This is a genomic window from Akkermansia muciniphila ATCC BAA-835 (assembly GCF_000020225.1).
GTDB classification, from domain to species: Bacteria; Verrucomicrobiota; Verrucomicrobiia; order Verrucomicrobiales; family Akkermansiaceae; genus Akkermansia; species Akkermansia muciniphila.
This window is the reverse complement of record NC_010655.1, coordinates 415,119-431,012: the sequence shown is the minus strand read 5'-3', so window position 1 is coordinate 431,012 and position 15,894 is coordinate 415,119. Positions and strand designations below refer to the sequence as shown.

General features: G+C 57.6%; 14 protein-coding genes. 7 read left to right on the top strand and 7 right to left on the bottom strand.

The features are described from left to right. The 3 genes from AMUC_RS02035 to AMUC_RS02025 all read right to left on the bottom strand — a co-directional run bounded on the left by AMUC_RS02035 (position 1) and on the right by AMUC_RS02025 (position 3,081). Positions 1-1,581: a glycoside hydrolase family 75 protein gene (locus AMUC_RS02035; protein ID WP_012419418.1), complete on the bottom strand. Its 1,581-nt coding sequence runs from the start codon at positions 1,579-1,581 to the stop codon at positions 1-3. Beyond that, positions 1,578-2,423: an SDR family NAD(P)-dependent oxidoreductase gene (locus tag AMUC_RS02030; RefSeq protein ID WP_012419417.1), complete on the bottom strand. Its 846-nt coding sequence runs from the start codon at positions 2,421-2,423 to the stop codon at positions 1,578-1,580. Before AMUC_RS02030 ends, AMUC_RS02035 begins: the two co-directional genes overlap by 4 nt. Before the next feature lie 235 nt (positions 2,424-2,658). Next, the gene (locus AMUC_RS02025; protein WP_012419416.1) at positions 2,659-3,081 is read right to left on the bottom strand and encodes a DUF6941 family protein; all 423 of its coding nucleotides are present in this window, start codon (positions 3,079-3,081) and stop codon (positions 2,659-2,661) included. Between the two features lie 191 nt (positions 3,082-3,272). Between AMUC_RS02025 and AMUC_RS02020 the strand changes: the two genes are divergently transcribed. From AMUC_RS02020 to AMUC_RS01995, 5 genes are all read left to right on the top strand, one after another. Further along, positions 3,273-6,809: an ATP-binding cassette domain-containing protein gene (locus AMUC_RS02020; protein WP_162610403.1), complete on the top strand. Its 3,537-nt coding sequence runs from the start codon at positions 3,273-3,275 to the stop codon at positions 6,807-6,809. A gap of 253 nt (positions 6,810-7,062) precedes the next feature. Continuing rightward, on the top strand, positions 7,063-7,563 hold the full coding sequence (locus tag AMUC_RS02010) for a hypothetical protein (protein ID WP_094137949.1): 501 nt from the start codon (positions 7,063-7,065) through the stop codon (positions 7,561-7,563). Positions 7,564-7,726: 163 nt separating this feature from the next. Then, positions 7,727-8,683, top strand: coding sequence for a hypothetical protein (locus tag AMUC_RS02005; protein ID WP_102744002.1), 957 nt, complete (start codon positions 7,727-7,729; stop codon positions 8,681-8,683). Further along, on the top strand, positions 8,680-9,312 hold the full coding sequence (locus AMUC_RS02000; RefSeq protein ID WP_012419412.1) for an ATP-binding cassette domain-containing protein: 633 nt from the start codon (positions 8,680-8,682) through the stop codon (positions 9,310-9,312). The genes AMUC_RS02005 and AMUC_RS02000 overlap by 4 nt, the downstream gene beginning before the upstream one ends. Next, positions 9,275-10,420 (top strand): hypothetical protein, encoded by a 1,146-nt coding sequence (locus AMUC_RS01995; protein WP_094137948.1) that lies wholly within the window; start codon positions 9,275-9,277, stop codon positions 10,418-10,420. The genes AMUC_RS02000 and AMUC_RS01995 overlap by 38 nt, the downstream gene beginning before the upstream one ends. A 163-nt stretch (positions 10,421-10,583) precedes the next feature. On the opposite strand, the gene AMUC_RS01990 is transcribed toward AMUC_RS01995, so the two are convergent. Next, positions 10,584-11,066 (bottom strand): hypothetical protein, encoded by a 483-nt coding sequence (locus AMUC_RS01990; RefSeq protein ID WP_012419410.1) that lies wholly within the window; start codon positions 11,064-11,066, stop codon positions 10,584-10,586. A 28-nt stretch (positions 11,067-11,094) separates the two neighbouring features. Further along, positions 11,095-11,610: a hypothetical protein gene (locus AMUC_RS01985; RefSeq protein ID WP_012419409.1), complete on the bottom strand. Its 516-nt coding sequence runs from the start codon at positions 11,608-11,610 to the stop codon at positions 11,095-11,097. Positions 11,611-11,808: 198 nt separating this feature from the next. Between AMUC_RS01985 and AMUC_RS01980 the strand changes: the two genes are divergently transcribed. Both AMUC_RS01980 and AMUC_RS11760 read left to right on the top strand, forming a co-directional pair. Then, the gene (locus AMUC_RS01980) at positions 11,809-13,098 is read left to right on the top strand and encodes a hypothetical protein (RefSeq protein WP_012419408.1); all 1,290 of its coding nucleotides are present in this window, start codon (positions 11,809-11,811) and stop codon (positions 13,096-13,098) included. Positions 13,099-13,181: 83 nt separating this feature from the next. Next, positions 13,182-14,138, top strand: a complete 957-nt coding sequence (locus AMUC_RS11760; protein WP_143246144.1) for a hypothetical protein — start codon at positions 13,182-13,184, stop codon at positions 14,136-14,138. Between the two features lie 70 nt (positions 14,139-14,208). Here the strand turns inward: AMUC_RS11760 and AMUC_RS01970 are convergent, their stop codons facing one another. Together AMUC_RS01970 and menB are read right to left on the bottom strand one after the other, a co-directional pair. Next, positions 14,209-15,039, bottom strand: a complete 831-nt coding sequence (locus AMUC_RS01970; protein ID WP_012419406.1) for a hypothetical protein — start codon at positions 15,037-15,039, stop codon at positions 14,209-14,211. Positions 15,040-15,058: 19 nt separating this feature from the next. After that, positions 15,059-15,883, bottom strand: a complete 825-nt coding sequence (menB, locus tag AMUC_RS01965; protein ID WP_012419405.1) for a 1,4-dihydroxy-2-naphthoyl-CoA synthase — start codon at positions 15,881-15,883, stop codon at positions 15,059-15,061. Positions 15,884-15,894 lie beyond the last annotated feature (11 nt).

Genomic DNA, 15,894 nt, shown 5'->3' with positions numbered 1-15,894 from the left:
TTATGCGGCGCTTTTTGCGGCTGATGAAGCCGGAGCAGTTTGCGGGGAAGCCGGCGGAGCCGGGGCAGGGGCAGGCTTGTTTCCGGGAGCTTCCTCCTTTTTCCGCTTATCTGCAGGTGTTTCCGCTGTGCCGCCGCTTTCCGGTTTTGGGGCGGGCGGTGGCTTGGGCGCCAGCAGGTCTTCCCACTGGTGGAGGTTGAATCCTTTCCCCACGCCGCCTATTTCGTTGAGAAGTTCCCGGCATCTGTCCGTAATTTTTTCATAGTCGAGAGGCCCGGCCTCGGGCTCTGCGGAACCGGGGAAAATCAGGTAACTTACCTTCAGGTCGGAGACGGGGCGGCTGTAAGGGCCCGCCTTGGGGTTGATTTCACGGCTCAGGCGCAGGGAACCCTCCCCGGTTTTGTAGCGCGGCCCGGCGTCTCCCACCAGGGCCGGGTACAACTTGTCTCCCACGATGACGACGGCATAGTCCCCGAACTGCGGGGAGAAGGGAGTGGACTGGTTGACGACTCCCAGCGGAACCACGATGAACGGATCGTATTCTGAGATCAGGAAGCTGTACCGCTTCAGTTCCTCAATGACCCGTTCCGCATGGTCTATTTTGCGGCGCAGAGCCGTTTTTTCCGCGGCGGGGGCTTTTTCCAGCGTCTTCTTGTAGGAAGCCAGCCTCTGCTGCCAGGGTTTGAGCAGGGGATTGGGCTTGTCTGTGCGCTTTTTCCAGCGGTAGGAAGTGCTGGGCTGATAGAAGGAGCTTTTCAGGATTTTATCCGGCATGGCGGCCAGCCGGTCCCCGTCCGAGCCGTCGGAAACAACATCCATTTCACTTTGCAGCCAGAGAAGCTTCCTTCCCGTGTCCGGATAGGTGGTTTCCAGAATCGTCTCCGTATCGTAATAATTATGGCGGTCCAGAAGTTTGAGCAGGGAGGCCAGGTTTTTACGGATTTCCGTCTGTTTGCGGACGTAAATCTGCCCGTAGTAAGGGGAGACGCGCGCATGCCTGAACAGGGTGGACAGGCCGGGAAGCATGGGTTCCAGTTTCGGATTGAGCTTCAGCATATCTTCCTTTTTCGTCAATGCTTTGGGCTGTTTGACGTTCAGGGAAAGGGTCATCTGGTAATTGCTTTTGGTTTCCCTGTCCCTGGAGGCCAGGGTGCCGGGCTGGAAATTAACCTGCGTTTTCAGGTTCAGTCCGCGGGCCAGTTCATAAATATGGGTCATGGCCCCTTCCGCAGGCCTTGTGGGAAGCACGGGGGGAAATGGGGGGTACTGCACCGGGGGGAGGGCGATTGTGCGCTCCGGCGTCCATGGAGTGTACAGCCGTTCATCCCCGGGTTCCTTTCCGGAGGCGGATGGTGCAGCGGTTATTGGCTGTTCTTCCTGCCCGGGTTGTTCCGCGGGGGGGGATTTCTGGGGCGGACAGGTTCCGGAATCCGGCGGTGCCTGTTCCGGCGCCCCTTTCAGGGCGCGTATGATCTGGGCGGGGTACGGCGTGAACAGGGAGGCTGCCATGGCTGCCAGGCAGATGCAGACTGCGAGCTTGAACCAGGTGAGGCGGGGTATTCTGCGGCGGTGCGCTTTCATGATGCTGAAGAAGGAGAATCATTGGATGCCGGCAGGACTTTCCGGGGGCGCCTGCCCATGAAAAGGCGTATCAGCCCCAGAGGGGCGGCGGCCAGCAGTATGGCGGCCAGTCGTATTTTCATGCCGGGAAAGACCCGGGCGCGTCCGCGGGCCAGGGCACGGAGGCTGTCTTTCACGACGGTTTCAACGGACGTGTCAAAAGCGTTGCGCCCCGGCATCATGTTTCCGGTAAAGCCGGGGCGGCGCGCCGCTTTTCCGAAACCCGTGGAAACCGGGCCCGGGCAGACGACCAGCACGCGTATGCCGTGTTCGCGCAGTTCCAGCCGCAGCGCTTCCGACAGGCTGGAAACATAAGCCTTGGTGGCCGCATAAACGGCAAAATCCGGAATGGGCAGGAGGGCTCCCAGGGAGCTGAGGTTGATGATATCTCCTCCGTTCCTCTTCATGGAGGGGACCAGCGCATGGCACAGGCGGGTGAGGCTTTCCACGTTCAGGCGCAGTAGAAAACGAATTTTTTCCCAGCGGCCGTCCGAGAAATCTCCGTAATCACCGGCACCGGCGTTGTTAATCAGAAGGGTTCTTCCCGGAGGAAGGCTGTCCAGGCGGGAAATGAGCATATTCAGGGAGGCTTCGTCCGCCAGGTCGCAGGGAAGGACGGAGGCATGAAGGCCTGAATGGTGTTTTTCCAGGGCGGCGGCAAGCTGGCGCAGGGCGGCTTCATTCCGGGCGATGAGCACCAATTCCGCCGTATGGGGGGCCAGCGTTCCGGCAAACGCTTCCCCGAAGCCGGATGATGCGCCCGTAATGATAATCCTGTCGTATTGGAGGCGTGCGGTGTGCATGGCGGGTTGGAGCAGCCCGTATCATGGTCAATCCGGTGCGGAACCGCAATGAAAAAGGGGGAAGGAGGACGCAAAAAGCCGGTCTCCCTTTTTTAGGCCGGGGCCAGGCGCAGAGGTTTTCAGGTGCATGGAACCGGGGCCGGCCTGTTCCGCACTTCCGGGCGGACGGCCGCTCCAATAAAAAACCGCCTGCCGGATGAACGGGAGGCGGTTTGATGGAAGAGGGGATGGTTTCTTAGGCCTGGGCGGCTTCTTCCTGCACCTGCACTACGCGGAAGGGTACGCGGGAGGCGAGTTCGCCGTCAACCGTCAGGTCGATGGAGTAGTTGCCCGGTTTTTCAAAACGCAGGCCCTGGAAGTTCATGATCAGGTTGCGGGTGAAGAAAGAGGCTCCTTCCGGGAAAGCGGGAACCGGGAAATTGATCTTGATGGGCATGCGTTCCTTGTCCAGCGGCGTGCCGTCGGCATCAACGATGCTCAGGCCCAGTTCGTGCGTGCCTTCGTCTTCAGGAGTGAGGCAGATGCGCAGAGCAACGGCGCAGACGGGATGCACGACCGGGAACTGGCGGGCGACCAGGGAGTCAAAGCCGCCCTGGATGCAGAGCTTGCCCTGGTAGTCGGCGGCGAAGTCACAAAGAGTAGAAACTAAAATATCCATGTTGTGATAATGTTGATGTATTTGGCTAGCTTTCACGCGGAAAGCATGAACATTGGACAGAACTATACTTCCTCCGGAGCTATTGCAAGATAAAGCTGTAGAAAATATTGTCATTTCTCCGTGAAATTCCGGTTGCGCTTGAGATGGGGCGGGAATCCCTGTACTACTGTTCCGGCAACGCGTTTCCGGGCATGATCCAATGGTTTTTTGACATTCCTTCCAAGCTGATTCACTGGAGGCTGAATCTGGTCAGGGCGCTGGGCGCCTACGTGCCGTGGCTGCGCCGTGACGACGGCTCCATGAAGGTGCATGCCGGAACGCTGGTGGACTTGTTTGCCACTATTTTAAGCGGACGCCGCCATTTGAGCGCCCGTGATGCGGACGCCGCTCTGGATATTCTGCGCTATACTTTCCCGGAAGTGGAGCACCGCTGGCTTTCCAACCGTTTTGAGCGGTCCATGAGGGCCAGCCTGACGGTTGCGGATGTCCTGGCCTCCGCAGCTTCCGGCAGGGATGAGACGGAACGCATGGCGATAGCTCTGGAAGTGCTTTCCCTGCTGATCAATACGGGAGATTCCCGCATGACAGGGGAGCTGTTTGACCAGGTGACGTACGGTCTGGAACTGCCGGGCACGGCAAACCACCTGAGGCAGCTGCTGATGACGCCGGACGTGGAAGCCCAGGAACCGGCGTACAGCGTCGGTTTTTCCTCCGGCATCGGTGCGGAGGTATCCCTTCCGGAGCAGGACAAGGGCATTTCCTTCCGCCTGATCCGGTGTTCCCGCCTGGTGCTGGTGGTGAATGACGGCACCCGCCCCATTGTGGTGCGCGGGCGCCATTTGCAGCCCGGCGGGGTGATGCCGCTGACCAACGGGCAGGTGGTGCTGCTGCCGTCCGGTCCGCTGAGTTTTGAAGACTTCGCGTTTTTTCTGGACTGCAAGCGTTCAGGCAAGCAGGAAGTATGCTATATTTCCCTGGACGGCGGCTCCCTGCAAATCAGCCGGGTGCGTTCCCGCGCCAGCGAGGTGCGCGTGAACATGGGGCTGGCGTGCGAGGTGGAGGTGCTGAGGCCGGAAGTGGAATTCGCGGTTGACGGGAGACGGCTGTACCCCGGTGAAAGCGTGCGCATGGCTTATTACTCCTCCTTCACGCTGGACGGGGAAGGGCCTTTCTCCATGGGAGAGGTGCAGAATTCCATGTCGGACATCGGGCGCCGTTTCCGCCTGGATCCCGGAAACCGCAAACTGCGGGTGACCAACCTGCCGGAAAAGGCGCGCAAGGGAGACATGCTGCTGACTCCCGGGCTGGCCCCCGGAGCGGTGCTGGAGGTTTCTTTTTCCAGCGCCACCAATTCCGGCTGGCTGGAAGTGGTGGAGGCCTCCATGCCTCTGCTGCTCAATGGCCGGCCTGTTCGGGGAAGGGTTTCCCTGAGGGATGGGGACGTGGTGCACCTGAATGCCTACCACGCGCTGCGCTGCCGTTTTTCCGCCGGGGTGCTGGATGAAGAATACCATGCGATCAGAACCCTCAGCGTGGAAGGAGTGACCAAGGAATTCCTGCGCTCCGGGCGCGTGCTGGACAATATTGACCTGACCGTGAAACGCGGGGAAATGGTGTGCATCCTGGGGCCCAGCGGATCCGGGAAAAGCACGCTGCTCTCCATGTTGGCCGGCCAGCTGCCGCCCACCCGGGGCTGCATCCGTTACAACAACCAGCTTCTGTACAGCGCCCCGGATCTTATCCGGCCCTACATTGCCTTCATTCCCCGGGAAGATATTCTGGATGCGGCCATGAGCGTTTCCGAACACATCTCTCAGGCCACCATGATACGCCGTCCGCGGCTGAGCCGGTCGGAACGCGTCAGGCGCGTGAACGCTATTTTGAAATTTCTGGGCCTGACGCACATCGCCTCCCGCCGCGTGGGTGAGATGAACGCCCGCACCATTTCCGACGGGGAGCGCACACGCCTGAACCTGGGGCTTGACCTGGCGGGCATTGCGGATGTTTTCCTGCTGGACGAACCTATCAGCGGCCTGTCCACGTCAGATGCCAAGCTGGTCATGCAGACCATGCAGAACATGAGCCGCGACAAAATGGTAATCGCCACCATGCACCGGCCCAGCACGGCTATTCTGAACCAGTTCCACAAAGTACTGGTGCTGGACCACGGCGGCCAGATGGCTTACTGGGGGGACGTGCCGGGCATGATGCGGTATTTCCGGAAGGCGGCAGCGGACATGGCTATTGACGTATCCGAGGAGGCTCGAACGGCCGGAGGCGCGGACTACGTGTTTGAGGTGCTGGAAGCCCCCCTCTCCTGGCACGACCGCCGCAGGCGGCAGCACCCCCGCCTGTGGCAGGAGCGCTTTGAAGGCTACCGGTTCCGCAACGTGATGGGGCATCATCATGAAGGGGGCGCCCCCAGAACGCTGTATGAAGGCACGCTGGAATTTCCCCCCGCCCCCAGGCGCAGCGTCATACAGCTCTGGCGGCTTTTCCGCATCTGGGCCGTGCGCACCTTCCTGGGGCGCGTGCGGAGCCGTATGGGGCTGTACACCATGCTGCTGGAAGGGCCGGTGCTGGCCCTGCTGATTTCCATGACCCTGCGCGCCTCTTCCAGCCCGGAATATACGTTTGCCACGGCCCTCCACATCCCTTCCTACCTGTTCCTGGCGACCATTGTGGCCATGTTCTTCGGCCTGACCGGGGCGGCCAGCGAAGTGCTCAAGGACCGTGCCCTGCTCAAGAGGGAGAGCAATGCCAAGGTGTTTGTGACCGGTTATGTGCTGGCAAAGGCGCTGGTGTTGACGGGGCTTTCCGCCGTGCAGTCCGCCCTGTTTCTTTGGGTGGGGAACTCCATTCTGGAAATCCATGAAATGTTCCTGATTTACCTGGGGACGATGACCCTGACGGCCTTTGTCGGCGTGAGCCTGTCCCTGCTGGTTTCCGTCTTCGCCAGGACGGAGAGGGCGGCGCTTAACATGGTGCCTCTGCTTCTGATTCCCCAGATATTGATGGCCGGAGCCATTGTCCGCTTTGATGAAATGAACCAGTTCATCCCATGGTCCGCCCACCGTACGGATGAACACGGGCGTCTTAAGCCGGGGCGCGTGCCGCTGGTGGCGGAATTCTGCCCTTTGCGCTACTCTTTTGAAACGATGGTGGTGGACCAGGCGTCCAAAAATGTATGGGAGAGGGAGCGTGAAACCATCCAGGAGAAAGTGGACGACCTGAAGGAACGCCCTCATCTGGACGACAGGGAATTTGAAGAATTCAAGCTGCTCAAGATGGCGCTGCTCCACATTGCCGCTATTGGAGCGGAGGGGCCGGAACAGGCCAAAGCCGCTGTCCGGCAGGTGAGGAGGGCAGCCCTTGGCGGTTCGGAAAAAAGCTACAGGCGGACTATTGCGGAATTGGAACTCCTGGGTAAGGACCGTCCGTCCGTTAAATCCTTCTATGTCAATGACCGCGTTGTGATGCTGGATGAATCTGCCGAAATCCAGCGTGTCAGCCGGGATGCCCTGGACAGGCCGGAAATTTTTCTGGCCCGCCGCCAGCCTCTGCCCTGGGGAGGCTCCGGCCTGTCCCCGGGGGATTCCGGATACAGCGCGGATGACGGAACGGTTCCCACCCCATGGAAGGATTCCCTGTTCCTGTTCCTGATGGGGGCTGCCCCCCTGCTGGTCACGGGCCGCGTCCTCAAGCGCAGGCTGGAAAAGGCCGGATGACGTTTGCGGCCTGCGGGGATTGGCGTCTGGATTTTCCGCCGCAAAGCGGAAAATCCGGCGTGCACGTCCGGGGAATGGCAGCGGGCCGTAAGCCCCGGTGCATCCCGCAAAAAAAACGGAAGGCCCCTCCAAATATTCTTTTATTTATGTGTTGACGCGCCGGACGGAATCACTATCCTTGAAGAAAATCTTTTTCTTTATGTTTTCCCGATTGACGAACAGGTGCGTATTATCTTCCCTTTCCGCGGCAGCCTTGTCCCTTGGACTCTTTTCCTGCGGAGGCAGCGGCAGCAGCGGTGACGGGGAAAGCCTTCCTTCCGGCACCATGCTGGACTTGAGCGCTTCTCTTTCCACGGAAGATGGGCTAGGGCCGTGGAATATTATCGTCAAATTGACGGGCAATGGTTCGGACCTTCCCCAGGTAAGCATTAATGCGGCAAGCAGCAATGAAAGTGCTCCTATGAACATTGCTTCCGTAGTGTACCGCAGGACGGGATCATCCGCTATTCTGAGGGGGAACTTCACGATTACTTCCGGGCAGTGGACGGCTCCGGGCCCGATTGTCGTGACAAACAGGGACAAGGCCTTTATAGATGCTAATATTTCCTTCAGTTCCTCCAATGAACGTGAGAGCTGCGGCGGGACGTTCACCGGTTCCATCACTTACCAGGTTCCCGTTGAGAATGATGAAGGCGAGGTTGAAGCGCAGGACTGGACCGCTACGGAAGGAACGGTGAGTTACACGGTATCCTGAGTTCTGATCATTTATGACGGGGCTTTGCTGCCGTGAAACGGGGGGGGCAGGCCTGTTTGAAATTATGGTCGGAAGGGCAAAGAAATGTCTTTGGGGCATCTGGCTGTGCTCGGGGCTGGCTCTTTGTGTCTGGAATGCGGAATCGGCCGGCGGGGGGGCTGATATGGCGGCATCGAAAGATGCCTGTTTCATCAAGACTTTCCGCGCCAAGATCGTCCCGGAAAGGCTGCGCTCCTTTGTCATGCCGGCCGATGGAGTTGTCAGCAACTGGATTCCTGCGGACGGGCGCGTTCAGAAGGATACCATTATTGCAACGGTCAATGAAGATGAAATTGAGCTGGAGCGCAAGGAGCTGGAGGTCAAAATCCTGAAGGACCGCATCGCCAAGGAGGAAGAGTTGTCAAAGCTGGAAAAACAGCTTGAAGAGATAGAATTCTACTCTTCCCTGTCGAGGGAGGAACGGCAATATGCCAGCAAGCGGGCGGAAGGCGGGGAAAGGGCCATCCGGGCTTTGAAAGACAAGATTGAGCTTTCCAAAAGGGAGTTGTCCCTGGTGGAGGACAAGCCGCGTCTGGATTTTCGCAAGAAGGAGGAAAAATATATCCTCAGAATGCCTTTTGACGGGAAGCTGCAGTACCAGTTTTCCATTCCGCCGGATAACAGCGTAGCCCTTTACATGGACGCCGCGTCCCCGATTGCGACCGTGTGCGATGACTCCTCTTATTATCTGACCATTTCCATTTCGGACCCTGATTTGACGAATCTGCCGCCGGAATCCCTTTCCCTGTCCGTCCCTCTGGGCGACGGTTCCGCCCTGAAGGGGGTTTTTGCCTTCAAGCGGGTGGAGAAGAATGTTTCCGGAGGCGGGGAATTGCTGGCGTATTTTTTCCGTTTGCCCCGTCAGGAGCATGCACGCGCCCATTCCATGCTGGGTTCCAACTGCACGGCCCGTCTTTATTACATGCCGCAGGGAGAAGTGTTTCATCTCAACAAGGTGAGGCTGGCTTCCCTGCCGGAGGGAAAAAAATGTTCGTCCTGGCAGGAACTTCTGGAAAAAGTGCATCCGGACCTGGAGCTGGTGGTGAATGGGGAAACGGAATTGATTGTTCGAAAAAAATGAAATTGCTGTGCGAATCAGTCTGTTTCAGTTATTCAGGCAAGCAGTGGATTTTTGAAAATTACAACAGGGTGTTCACTTCCGGAATCACCATTTTGAAGGGGTATTCCGGATGCGGGAAAACGACGCTGTTAAAGATTCTGGCGGGTTATCTGAGCCCGCAGCGCGGGCGCGTGATTACCCCCCGCCGTAAGGTTCGGGCGGATTCCCTCTACCGACGCAAGGAGGTAAGTTACATGTTCCAGGGGCTCAATCTCCTTCCCCTCGCTACGGTGGAGAGAAACCTTCAATTATGCGCGGAAATGGCTATGCTGCCTAAAAAGCAGTGGACGCGGAGGGCGGATGATTTGATTGCCCGCCTGGGCCTGGAATCTCTGAGGCATAAAAAGGCGGGGAGCTTGTCCGGCGGCCAGGCCCAGCGGGCGGCTCTTGCCCGCACGATGATGAAGGATTCCGATGTGCTGCTGCTGGATGAACCTACTTCCGGCCTGGATGACGGTAATACGGAAATCATTAAAAATTTGATCAGGGAGTACCCTGCTGACAAAATTTGCATTTTGAGCACGCATGATTCCCGGCTGTTTGACCTGACCCATGAAATCATTGATTTTAACCTGTCTGTATCTCTTTAAAGATACTCTCCACCGTTGGAAGGAACGCCCGGCCAGCCCCCTTTCACGGATTCTGGTGGCCTTCTTCCTTTCCCTGTGCGCGCTCTCTTTTCTCGCCAATTATGTCCTCTCCGCCAAAATGCTGCATGATGAAATCAGGAAGAACGGGGCGGACCTGATTATTGTTTTTGATACCGTGCGCGACGGTGAGCCTTCCAAGAAAAATTTGCTGCAGCATGAACTGCCTTCCCTGTATGGCTGCGACGTCCTGGTGCTGAATGATGCCCGTGCGGGCGTGGCGCGCGTGGGCAAGACAGTATTCCCCATCCTGGAATACAACATGGAGTCCTGTTCCTTTCTTTCCGCGCTTGGGTTGGAGGACGTGGCTACCGTCCTCCTGTACAATCCCTCCCGGAGCCCGTTGCAGGCGGGGCCTTGTACGGTTACCATAGCGGATTTTGATTTTTCCCTGAATGCCTCCCCTCTGCCGGAGGGTCATTTGCTGGGCAGGCTGTATCCTTCCGGAGTCATTTTGGCCCCGGAAGGAACTTTCAGTTCCGGACAGGAGGTCCCCGTGGAAAATTGCCGCTACATCATCCGGGTGCATGAAATGACGGCGGCCCGCATTCGGGGCATAGAAGAAGTGCTGAACAACATGGTGCGTTATGACGGCAGCATGACCATGGTTCAGACTCACGTAGGGCTGCTTGACAGGCTGGAAGTGCTGATGGGCAACCAGACGGAGTGCAGGACTGGGTTTTCCCTCGGCATCGCCGTGATCGTCGGCATTCTGCTTACAGCCCTGGCATCCATGGAATTCCGTCAGAATGAATATGTCTATACGCTGATGAAGAGCTTCGGGGTGCGTCCTGTACTGCTGATTATGGCGTTTATCGTGGAAAACGCGTTTCTGATTGGCGTTTCCTTTGCGGGAGCCGTCTGGGCGTTCATGAAAACCCAGAGAATCGTATTGGGGGAATTCTTTAAGCTGGGAAACTCCGTCCTGACTTATGCCGATATACGGCAGGATTTGTGGCTGCTGGGAATTTCCCTGGCGGGGTGTGTTCTTCTTTCCTCCATTCCGGTTGCCTTTTCCGCCTGCCGCCCCATAGGGAAAGTGCTTAAGTAAGTGATGGGGCTTCGGGGCTGTTCCCGGTTTTGTCTGCGTTCCGGCATGTCCGCCTTTGCCGGCGGTCTGGGGGAAAGGCCGTCTCTGTTCCGGCAGGAAGAGATAATGGATAAAAAAATCCCTTCCCGCCATGGGGGCGGGAAGGGAGGTAGGAAGAAAGGGCTTATTGATCAGAGCTGGGGGGCACTCTGAAATCCCTGATGACCGCCTGGCAGTTATCCTGCTGGGTTTCCGTTTCAGTATATTCGGCGTCTCTGACGCTGCAGGTGGCAGAACCGATGCCTTTGGAAATATTCTGGGGATTATACAGGACAACGAGGGCATCCAGATTGCTGGTTGTTTCCCCGTCATTGGACGACCAGTAAAAGCCTATTTGTTCCGCAGAGTCGGAAGCTGGTTTGTAGTTGACGACATGAAGGGATGCCGTTGAGGCGGCCGGGCTGGTTCCGGTGTAAATGGTGGCGGTGCTTTCTGAGGCGATGATGAAGGAGAAGACGTAAGGCTTGCCGTCCTGAAGCGTGATGTCCAACGTGCGCTGAAGACCAATGGGAAGATAGGCCTGTTCGCTGGAACTGGATCCGCCGCAGCCGGAGAGGAGCCCAAGCCCGAGAGTAATTAAAGCGGGAATATAAAGGCGGGAATTCATGATTTGATGGATAAAGGAAAGAATTTTTTTATGACTGGGATATGATGTTGACGCTGATGGTGATGCCGTCGATGGGGATGGGTGTCCTGTCTTGCGCTTGCATGTAGGAAATGCTGGCGCCGCCTTCCCCGGAAGAAGCATGGGTGGCGTTTTCAAAGGTTAACTGGGGAATCCTGATGGTGCTCATGAGGGTGTTGGGTTCCGAGGACGAACCGCTGTTTCTGTTGTAGGACAGGCTCAGCTCCGCAGTGTTTTTCCCGGTTTTGGTGTAGGAATAAATGCCTGCCCCGTTCCACATGTTCATGTTTTCCCCTTGCGTCTGGATGATGAATGCCCCGTTGTCACCGGTGGTCATGTCAAAAATGGCGGGAAGCGTTATGGCGGCATCCGTAATGCCTGTTACCTGCATGTTTAACACCTTGCTGCCGATGGTGGAGGGCGCCAGGCCCTCGGCATCGGAACTGCTTCCGCCGCATTGGGCCAGCGTAAGAATGCCGAGGGAGCAGCAGGCCGCGGACAAAGAGGTAAGAAAAGGACGCATCATAAAAGGATAATAATTTTCCGATAAACTGTGATATCACACATGATTTGTCAAGATAGGAATCAGGAGGGAGGTATTTTTTACACGGGGAAAGGAAAAACCGAATTCCCTGCGCTCCAGGACTTCTTTTTCCTTCTTTCCCCTCCTGCCGTGTTGATGCTTGACTTTTCAGGGGCAGAAGCTATGTAACAAGGGGCCTGTATGTTCCCGTTTCCTCCTGTTGTCCGTTCTTTCCTGTTTTCCCTGTTTGAAAGGGCATGGCTGAGGGCTGCGTTGTGCTTCTGCCTCTGTACGGCGGTATGCGCCTCCTGCTCCGTGGACAGGCACATGGAAAAAAAGGCGGGGGAATTGATGGCCAGGATGGATGCCGTTCCCGATTGGCGGCAGCTGCCGCGGAAGGAAATCTCATGGCACCAGGCCCTGGCGATGATGATGGAGCGGAACATTGACTTGAAAAAATCGGAGCAGTCCCTCAAGACGACGAAACGTTCCGTCGTTAATGTTTTTACCCAGATTATCCCCGGAGTCAATCTGGACTGGATGCTGACCAAGGAATTGAGCGACCTGGCCAGGGTGACGGCCAGCGATGTGGAATACAATACGAACATTCTGTTCAACATGCCGTCCCTCACCCAGATCCCGTTTGATTATTATTCCGCCAAGGCGGCTGTTTATACGGCGGAAAAGACGCTGGAGATGAAAAAAAGGGAGCTGGTGGCCAGATTGTACCAGCAGGTGCTTTCCTACCGGAACGCGCAGATCAGCTACAATAACCAGCTGAGCTCCCTGCCTTATGACGATGATGGCGTCCAGAAAAAGAAGCTGGACCTGGAACGGGAGCGGAATTTGAATGAGATTTCCCAGGGGTTTGCCGTGTTGCTGGGGAATATGGACGCCCGGTGGCTGGTGAACCCTGAAACGATGCCCAGGCTGGACTGGGGCAGGTACAGGGCGGCGTCCCGGCAGCTGGATCTGCTGGTGGTGACGATGGTGGCCATGGAGCTGGAAGCTTCCCGCCTCCAGGTGCTGAATGCCAAACTGAAGTTCTTCCCGTCCGTGGATATTAATTTTTACAGCCCAACCCTGTTTTCCAGCACGGGCGGGACGTACGGCGGTTTTTTTGCGGGAGCGGGCGATATGAAGGTGAACATGAGCCTGCGGGAAGAACTGGATACGCGCCTGACATCCTGGTTCCAGTATAAGTCGGCCAAAGAAAGCCACGAACTGCTGCAGCGCGAAGTGGTGATGGAACTGCAGCGGCGGCGTATCAAGATAGCCGCGTTGCTGGAGAGCCGCAGGAGGTTTGAGCTCTGGCAGGGGGTGCTGATGAAGGAAATCGCGTTCAAGGAGTCCAGATTATCCGTTTCCGGAGATGAATATCTGGAACAGAGGAAGGATATCAGGAAAATGTATGCTGACCTGGATAATGAAGCTTCCAAGAATGCGGAGGTGGAAGCGGCCCTCATCATGGAATATGGCTGGCTGAAGTAAGGCGGGGGAGGATGAACAGTCCCTGTGTGACTGCGGGGGCTTCCTTTCTTGATGCTTTCAAGGGCTTGTGCTATGTTCCGGATATGCAAAAAGTTCGGCAGCCCGCGGGTACGGCATTGATGATTCTGGCTTTTCCGGCCGCCATTTACGGGGCGTTTCCGTGGGGAATTGCCCTGGGGGCCTTTTTGTTCCTGCTGGGGGTGGTTGTGGCGGCCAGCCGTTTTTCCGCCATAGTCTGGTCATGGTGCCTATTTTCCCTGGGGATGTATCTGGCGGCTCCTTTTATCTGGATGTGGAATCCGGACTATTTTTTCAGCCGTTCGTTTGACATTCTGTTGATAAGCGGCTGCCTGGTGGGCAGCCTGGTTCTGCTTGCAATCCGGTTTGCGGTTATTCCCGTGCTGTGGCCCAGGATTTTCCGCCACTTCGTGGAAGGAAGCCCTACGCTGGAGGATCTGGCGCCCGAAAAGGGAAAGACGGTGGCTGAACTGCGGGGCGGCATAGAACGCAGGCAGGTGAATTTCCTGTTCGGGCATGCGGACCGGGAACTGGTAGAAAAATGGGGGAAAATAGCCCAGGGAATAGCGGCTCTTTCCAGAAGCCGCAAACGGCTGGCAATATGGGCTGCGGGTATTTTCCTGGCTTGGCCCGCAGCCGTGTTTTTCCTTTCCGGGGGGATGGGCGGCGCGCTGGACCGGGATATTGACCGCATGTGGGGAACCCGCCCGTTCCGGGATGGCATGGTGGTTTCCAGCCCTGCGGCGATGAATGCGGCGCGGCGCGTTTTCAGGGATGCCCGGGCGCTGCGTGGCCTGACGATGGAGCAGGCGCGCGCGTGGCTGAGGACGGACCGCAGGAGTGCGGCATTCAAATTGGGCAAGCCCCGTTATGATTTTGAAAAGGATGAAACCGTGCTGGTGCTTTCAGATGGGAGGGATTCCATCCGCCTGGTGGCGGTTTTCAATGATGCGGGTCAGATTACCCATTCCTGGCCTGAGGAGTATATGACTTTGATGGTCAGGGATCTGGAGAAAAATTGAATGCCGGGGCCGGAAGGGGGCATTGCCCGGCAGGGCATCCGGTGATTGCGGAAGGCCCTGCGGTCTTCCGCTACAGCGTGCGCTTTTGCGGAGGCGTCAGGTTCAGCCTGCCTTCACTGATATGGATGCCCATGCCGCTTTCTTCAATCATGTGGATAAGCGGCAGGTAGGCCTGGAGCAGGTTTTCAAACGCGGGCAGGAGAAAAATCATGTAACCCTGGGGAACGGAAAGGCTGCCGATGGTGCCCCCCACGTGGATTCCTCCCGGCAGCGTTTCGTCATTGTAGAATTCGAAGCGGGTCTGCACCGCCATGTAATTGTGCGGATCCAGGGATTGGAAGGGCGTCAGGAACAGGGAAATCGTCTGGCGGGAGTCGATGCCCGTATAGCGTTCGATGATGATTTCCATGTATCCTTCCCCGATGGTTCCGTCCGGCCGTTCCTTGCCGCCGTGCAGACGGATGCCAGCCGCCGGGTTGGTGGCGAAGATGGCCAGGGTGCCGTGCTGCTGGGGATGGATGGAGGAAGCCAGGTAGCGGTTGATGTCTTCTTCCGAGAACGAGACGGAGGCGTCCCTGTTGATGGCCTGTTTCAGGATTCTGGGGATATCCGGGGCGTTTTCCCTTTGGCGGAAGCCGGGCAGGTCGTCCGTTTTCTGCGGGCACCAGGAGGAGTAAACCAGCCAGGCAATAGCGGCCAGAATGGCTATGGTCAGCAGGAAGATGAGATTGCCTATCAGGGAGAAAGGCGTTTTTTCACGGACGGGTTTTTCCCGGGAGCCCTGATCTTCCGGATCGTAGAAATGCTCCACGATGTTTTCATGTTCCGGCAGGTCGCGCAGGGATTCCCTGCCGGCGGTGCCGTTCCGGGGGGCGCCTTCATTGTCGGAGCTGGGTGCCATGGTGCGGAGGAGGGGGAGGTTACGGAAGTCTGGGGAATTTGGAAAAATCCGGAGCGCGTTTTTCAACGAAGGCGTTTTTGCCTTCCTTCGCTTCCTCGCTCATATAATAGAGCAGGGTGGCGTTGCCGGCCAGGTCCAGCAGGCCCATCTGCCCGTCGCAGTCGGCGTTCAGGGATGCCTTCAGGCAGCGCAGGGCCAGAGGGCTGTGGCGGAGCATCTGGCGGCACCAGGAGAGCGTTTCCTCCTCCAGGTCCTCCAGGGGAACCACGGTATTGACCAGGCCCATGTCCAGCGCCTGCCGGGCATCGTACTGCCTGCACAGGTACCAGATTTCCCGCGCTTTTTTCTGGCCCACAATGCGCGCCAGGTAGGAGGAGCCGAGGCCTCCGTCAAAAGAGCCCACTTTGGGCCCTGTCTGTCCGAATTTGGCGTTGTCCGCGGCAATGGTGAGGTCACAGACGACGTGGAGGACGTGACCTCCGCCGATGGCGTATCCGGCCACCATGGCGACGACGGGCTTGGGCATGGTGCGGATGGTGCGCTGCACGTCCAGAATGTTCAGGCGCGGCACGCCGTCTTCACCGATGTAGCCGGCATTTCCGCGCACTTTCTGGTCGCCTCCGGAGCAGAAAGCGTCCGGGCCTTCCCCGGTCAGGATGACCACGCCCACCTTGGGGTCTTCATGAGCGGCGTTCAGGGCGTTGAGCATTTCATGCACGGTCAGGGGACGGAACGCATTGCGGACGTGGGGGCGGTTGATCGTGATTTTTGCGATGCTGCCGTTGTCCGTTGTTTCATACTTGATGTCCGTGTATTCCTTGGCGGTGATCCATTGTGCGCTCATACGGATTACTT

Coding starts and splice junctions, on each gene's coding strand:
- AMUC_RS01970 (WP_012419406.1), bottom strand. CDS start 15,039: ATGGCACCCAGCTCCGACAATGAAGGCGCCCCCCGGAACGGCACCGCC.
- AMUC_RS11760 (WP_143246144.1), top strand. CDS start 13,182: ATGCAAAAAGTTCGGCAGCCCGCGGGTACGGCATTGATGATTCTGGCT.
- AMUC_RS02025 (WP_012419416.1), bottom strand. CDS start 3,081: ATGGATATTTTAGTTTCTACTCTTTGTGACTTCGCCGCCGACTACCAG.
- AMUC_RS02020 (WP_162610403.1), top strand. CDS start 3,273: ATGATCCAATGGTTTTTTGACATTCCTTCCAAGCTGATTCACTGGAGG.
- AMUC_RS02030 (WP_012419417.1), bottom strand. CDS start 2,423: ATGCACACCGCACGCCTCCAATACGACAGGATTATCATTACGGGCGCA.
- menB (WP_012419405.1), bottom strand. CDS start 15,883: ATGAGCGCACAATGGATCACCGCCAAGGAATACACGGACATCAAGTAT.
- AMUC_RS01985 (WP_012419409.1), bottom strand. CDS start 11,610: ATGATGCGTCCTTTTCTTACCTCTTTGTCCGCGGCCTGCTGCTCCCTC.
- AMUC_RS01980 (WP_012419408.1), top strand. CDS start 11,809: ATGTTCCCGTTTCCTCCTGTTGTCCGTTCTTTCCTGTTTTCCCTGTTT.
- AMUC_RS02005 (WP_102744002.1), top strand. CDS start 7,727: ATGGCGGCATCGAAAGATGCCTGTTTCATCAAGACTTTCCGCGCCAAG.
- AMUC_RS01995 (WP_094137948.1), top strand. CDS start 9,275: ATGAAATCATTGATTTTAACCTGTCTGTATCTCTTTAAAGATACTCTC.
- AMUC_RS01990 (WP_012419410.1), bottom strand. CDS start 11,066: ATGAATTCCCGCCTTTATATTCCCGCTTTAATTACTCTCGGGCTTGGG.
- AMUC_RS02000 (WP_012419412.1), top strand. CDS start 8,680: ATGAAATTGCTGTGCGAATCAGTCTGTTTCAGTTATTCAGGCAAGCAG.
- AMUC_RS02035 (WP_012419418.1), bottom strand. CDS start 1,581: ATGAAAGCGCACCGCCGCAGAATACCCCGCCTCACCTGGTTCAAGCTC.